At 68.6% G+C, this 5,291-nt stretch carries 4 protein-coding genes; 1 reads left to right on the top strand and 3 read right to left on the bottom strand.

What is annotated here, in order from left to right; translation table 11 throughout:
* Positions 1–82 precede the first annotated feature (82 nt).
* The 3 genes from AB0K21_RS41265 to AB0K21_RS41255 are packed head-to-tail and all read right to left on the bottom strand — an operon-like array spanning position 83 to position 2,904.
* A complete protein-coding gene (locus tag AB0K21_RS41265) occupies positions 83–277 on the bottom strand; it encodes a ferredoxin (RefSeq protein ID WP_343967000.1) in 195 nt (64 codons plus the stop codon).
* Positions 278–326: 49 nt separating this feature from the next.
* Positions 327–1,508, bottom strand: a complete 1,182-nt coding sequence (locus AB0K21_RS41260) for a cytochrome P450 (RefSeq protein ID WP_343967002.1) — start codon at positions 1,506–1,508, stop codon at positions 327–329.
* A gap of 34 nt (positions 1,509–1,542) precedes the next feature.
* The gene (locus tag AB0K21_RS41255) at positions 1,543–2,904 is read right to left on the bottom strand and encodes a glycosyltransferase (protein WP_343967004.1); all 1,362 of its coding nucleotides are present in this window, start codon (positions 2,902–2,904) and stop codon (positions 1,543–1,545) included.
* Positions 2,905–3,383: 479 nt separating this feature from the next.
* Between AB0K21_RS41255 and AB0K21_RS41250 the strand changes: the two genes are divergently transcribed.
* Positions 3,384–5,291: type I polyketide synthase (locus AB0K21_RS41250; RefSeq protein WP_364158034.1), on the top strand; the 1,908-nt coding region annotated here is incomplete at its 3' end.

Raw genomic sequence — 5,291 nt, 5'->3', positions numbered from 1 at the left:
GCCGAACGACCCGGCCGGGGGGCGTTCCCCGGCCGGGTCGGATTCGTGCGGTCAGATCGCGGTCACCCGCTCGGTGCGTACCTCAGCCTTCGGCCAGCGAGATGGACCTGGACGGGCAGGCCACGACGGCCTCCCGGGCCACGGCCTGAGCCGAGTCGTCCAGGGTCTCGACCAGGACCATGACGGTTCCCTCGTCGCTCTGGTCGAAGACCTCCGGTGCGATGAGCACGCACTGGCCGGCGCCGATGCAGTGCTGGGCGTTCACATTGACACGCATGACATTCCTCATCCTTGAGAGACCGGGGGCCGTATACCCTCCCGGTCCGTCACCAACGGACCGGGAGCGCGTGCAGCCCGAACAACACACCGTCGTACTTGAACGGCAGGTCCTCGACCGCGAGATCGAGCCGAAGGGTCGGAATCCGCCGGAACAGGGAGGTGAAGACGGCCTCCATCTCGACCCTGACGAGGTTCTGCCCGAGACACTGGTGCACGCCGTACCCGAACGCGACGTGGTGGCGGGCCGAACGGCTCGGATCGAACTCGTCGGCCCGTTCGAACGTGGCATGGTCGTGGTTCGCCGCGGCGCCGAGCGGCACGATGCCCTCGCCGGCCTTGATGACGTGCCCGCCGATCTCGATGTCCTCGATGGCCACGCGGAGCGCCACCCGGTCCGCGACGGACAGATAGCGCAGCACCTCTTCGACCACCCCGGGCGTGCCGATCCACTGCGGATTCAGCAGCAGCATGACCACGCCGAGCGCGATGTTGTTCGCCGTCGTCTCGTGCCCGGCGATCAGCAGCAGCAGGGCGACACCGGAGATCTCCTTGGGGGTCAGCACCCCGGCGGACAACAGCCGGCTGGTCAGGTCCCTGCCGGGGAACCGCTGCTTCATGGTGATCAGTTTGGAGATGTAGAGCAGCAGGTCCCTGGTCGCGGCCTCACGTTCATCGTCGGTCGACGTCAAGGTCACCAGGACGCGCGTCCTCGACTCGAAAAGCTCACGGTCCGAACGCGGCACGCCGAGCAGCTCACAGATGATCAGCGATGGCACCGGCAACGCGAACGCGGCCACCAGGTCGGCGGTGGTGCCGTCGGCGAGCATCGCGTCGATGCAGCCGTCGACGACCCGCTGGACGGCCGGGCGAAGCTCGGCGATCCGTCGTACGGTGAACTCGGGGATCAGAGCCTTGCGGAAGCGGGTGTGCTCCGGCGGGTCGTACGCGACGAACCAGCCGGGAATCTGATCGGGCGGCGGCACCGTCCCGTTGCGCCCGATCGTCGGAAAGCCCTCGTGTAAGGGGCTGGCACTGATCCGGGGATCGGTGAGTACGGTGCGCACGTCATCATGCCGAGTGACCAGCCACACGGTGCTGCCTCCTGGCAGCGCCGACCTGACCGGCCCCGCCTGCGCCCGGAGCGAGGCGTACTCGTCCGGGGGAGAGAGCTGCCCGCGCCGCCGCCTCGGGAACTCGATGGAGATCGGATCGCCACTGTGCGTTTCCATGCTGTCGCCACATCCTTCGGCAGTGCCTGTCAGATCATTTCAGTGCCGGGTTGCCCAGGATCAGATCGGCGGCTGCCCGGACGCCTCCCGCCTCGCGCTGCGCCTTGGCGAAGAATTCGGCGCGCTCACGGAAGGCGGGGTCGTTCAGCACCTGGGTGATCTTGCCGACCACGTCGTCGACGTCGACGGTCTGCGGATCGTCCACCGTGAGGCTGACCCCGCTGTCCACGCCGCGCACCGCCTGGTCGTAGCAGTCGACCCACAGCGGCCGGATGACCTGCGGCTTGCCGAAATACAGGCCCTCGTGGAACGCGTTGGCGCCGCCGTGGTTGAAGAAGAGCCTGACGTTGGGATGAGCCAGCACGTCGAGCTGGGAGGGAATCCAGCTCTCGATCCTGAGGTTCGGCGGCAACTCGTCCCTGGGCGGTAGCAGGTGTTGCTGCTGGGTCGGGAGCTTCCACAGCACGGCGTGCCTGCCGTCCAACCGGCGGGCGACCTCCACCAGCGCGTGTACTTCGTGGCGGGTCAGCCGTGTGATGGTGCCGAGCCCGACGTAGACCACGGAGGGGTTGGCGTCGAGCCAACGGGACAGGTCGTCGTCGTCCGGCGCCTCCGGCAACGGCGGGATGATGGCGCCGAGCATGTGGAACCTGTCCGGAAGGGGGAACGGGTACTCCAGCCCGAAGACCGAATAGCACAGGACGGCATCGGCACAGTCGATTTTCGACGACGGGCGGAGCGCCTCCTGCGGGAGCTGGAGCATCCTCGCGTACGAGATGCTTTTGAGCGCGAGCCTGAGCATCGTCGGATGCAGGAACATCAGCCCGGCCCGGAGCTTGAACACGGTGTTGTGGACCCGCTGCTGGAACGACATGTTCAAGGGCAGCCCGGTGTGCAGCATGGGGAATCCGCGCGGTGTCCTGGTGATGAGCAGGTTGCTCGGCAGGAAAGGCGAGCTGAGGATAAATGGGATCTTCCTCTTGAGCGCTATTATGAGCGCGAGCGGGTTCACGCTGTCGAAGACCATGAGGGCCGGCTTGAGCTCTTCGGCCAGGGCGTCGAGCGCCAGATACTTCTGCTCCCCACTGCTCGGGTCGAACCCGCGCCGCACCACCGCGTGATGTGCCTTCCAACGGGACCGCTGGGTGGCCAGCCGGTACATCTCGTCGTCCCAGTCGGCGGGGGAATGCCTCGGATCGGTCTCGCCGAGCGAGGCGAACCGCACGCCGCTTCCCTCGCCGATCTTCTCGATGTCGGCCCTGCAGGACTCATCCGTCGCGAACCACAGATCCTCCGTACCACGCCGGGCCAGCTCGGCGGCGATCACGCACAGGGGATTGAAGACACCGGCCCCTGGATTGCTGACGAACAGCACTGGCTTGCGGCTCTCGCCCATCACATACCTCCATCGCGGGAGCCGGACCGCCGAACAGCCAGTGACACGCAGGCGCCTGCTCCGGTACGGATACGTCATCGCCGTGACCGTCTTTCGTGTCCTGACGTCGGCGTGCCCGCACGGTATCGCGGCGACATTAGGGGGATCACTAGTCTTCCCGGGGGCCGGCCCGCGGACGTGGTCGGCCCGTCGGGGCGGCCCAAAGACTAGGCGTTTGCCGAGTCGCCATCGGCCTAACCTCACCGATGGGCGGCATGCTCGACGACCGTGTATGCCGCCGGTCATCCTCTTCAACCATGCGGAGACCGGTGCTGTCGCCTCCCCTCCACGGCGGAGACGTCGCGCCAGGCGAGAGCACCGGTCGCCGGTGTGCGCGGAGACGGATGTGGTGACGCGATCGACGCGGCAGGGGTGGTTGTCCTGGTACCGGTGACGTCGGCCGCAGGTTTCCCGACCCCGCCCGACGTACGGAGGCTGTGATGGATACGCCCAGTGAGCAGGTCGTACAGGCGCTCCGGACTTCCATGAAGGAGGCCGAACGGCTACGGCGTCAGTACCAGAAGCTGGTCGCGGTCACCACCGAGCCGATCGCCATCGTGGCGATGAGCTGCCGGTTCCCCGGCGGGGTGTCCTCCCCTGAGGACCTGTGGCGGCTGATCGTCGAAGGCGGTGACGCCGTCTCGGGCTTTCCGGCCGACCGCGACTGGGATCTCGACATGCTGTCGGGTCGTGATTCGGAGGGTCGGCCTCGAAGCGATACCGACAGGGGGGCCTTCGTCCGCGACATCGCGGACTTCGACCCCGGGTTCTTCGGGATCTCGCCGCGTGAGGCGCTGGCGATGGACCCGCAGCAGCGGCTGCTGCTGGAGGTGTCGTGGGAGGCCGTCGAGCGGGCCGGGATCGACGCCGCCCGGCTGCGTGGCAGCCGTACCGGGGTCTTCGTCGGGATGAGCGGCCAGGACTACTCCTACCTGATGGTGAGCTCGCTGGCCGATCTCGAGGGCAACGTCGGGACCGGCATGGGCGCGGGCGCGGCCTCCGGCCGACTGTCGTACACGCTGGGTCTGGAGGGCCCGGCGGTGACGGTGGACACCGCGTGTTCGTCGTCGCTGGTGGCGTTGCACCTGGCGACGCAGGCGCTGCGCAGCGGTGACTGCTCGCTGGCGCTGGCGGGCGGGGTGACCGTGATGAGCACCCCTGGCGCGTTCGTGGAGTTCACCCGGCAGGGTGGGCTGGCGCCCGACGGCCGGTGCAAGGCGTTCGCCGACGCGGCGGACGGCACGGGGTGGGCCGAGGGTGTGGGCATGCTGGTGCTGGAGCGGTTGTCGGACGCGCAGCGCAACGGCCATCAGGTACTCGCGGTGCTGCGCGGGTCGGCGGTCAACCAGGACGGCGCGTCCAACGGCTTCACCGCGCCGAACGGTCCTTCGCAGCAGCGGGTGATCCGTCAGGCGCTGGGCAGCGCCGGGTTGAAGCCCGCCGAGGTGGATGCGGTCGAGGGGCATGGCACCGGTACGACGCTGGGTGACCCGATCGAGGCGCAGGCGCTGCTGGCCACCTATGGGCAGGACCGGGACGAGGATCGGCCGCTGCTGCTGGGGTCGATCAAGTCGAACATCGGTCACACCCAGGCGGCCGCCGGTGTGGCGGGTGTGATCAAGATGGTCATGGCTCTGCGGCACGGGGTGCTGCCCCGGACGTTGCATGTGGACGCGCCGTCGTCGCATGTGGACTGGTCGGCGGGCGCGGTGGAGTTGTTGACCGAGTCCAGGTCCTGGCCTCAGGTGGACCGGCCCTGGCGGGCGGGTGTGTCCTCGTTCGGCCTCACCGGCACCAACGCCCACGTGATCATTGAGCAGGCGCCGAAGAACACCCGAATCGCGGCGGGACCGGAGGAGCGGGGGCCGGCGGCGACCGCGGCGGTGGCCCCGATACTGATTTCCGGTCGTACGGCGGAGGCGCTGCGGGCGCAGGCCGAGCGGCTGGCATCATACCTGGACGACGAACCCGACCTGGATCTGGCCGACGTGGCCTTCTCCCTTGTCACGGCACGATCGGTCTTCGAGCACCGGGCGGCGGTGCTGGCAGGTGCTCGCGAGGACGCCGTGGCCGGGTTGCGGGCCGTGGCCGAGGGCCGGCCGAGTGCGAGCGTCCTGCTGGGGCAGAGCGGGTGGCGGGACAAGGTCGCTTTCCTGTTCACCGGTCAGGGCAGCCAGCGGGCGGGGATGGGCCGGGAGTTGTACGCGCGGTTCCCGGTGTTCGCGGCGGCGTTGGACGAGGTGGTCGCGGAGCTGGATCCGTTGCTTGGCGGGTCGTTGCGTGAGGTGTTGTTCGCCGAGCCGGGTTCGGCGGAGGCGGGGTTGCTGGATCGGACGGAGTGGGCGCAG

It is taken from the genome of Streptosporangium sp. NPDC049248 (assembly GCF_040678965.1).
Classification (GTDB): domain Bacteria; phylum Actinomycetota; class Actinomycetes; order Streptosporangiales; family Streptosporangiaceae; genus Streptosporangium; species Streptosporangium fukuiense.
This window is presented reverse-complemented; position numbering and strand designations above follow the sequence as displayed.

Excerpts from the sequence above, each read along its gene's own strand:
- AB0K21_RS41260 (WP_343967002.1), bottom strand. The coding sequence starts at position 1,508 with ATGGAAACGCACAGTGGCGATCCGATCTCCATCGAGTTCCCGAGGCGG.
- AB0K21_RS41265 (WP_343967000.1), bottom strand. The coding sequence starts at position 277 with ATGCGTGTCAATGTGAACGCCCAGCACTGCATCGGCGCCGGCCAGTGC.
- AB0K21_RS41255 (WP_343967004.1), bottom strand. The coding sequence starts at position 2,904 with ATGGGCGAGAGCCGCAAGCCAGTGCTGTTCGTCAGCAATCCAGGGGCC.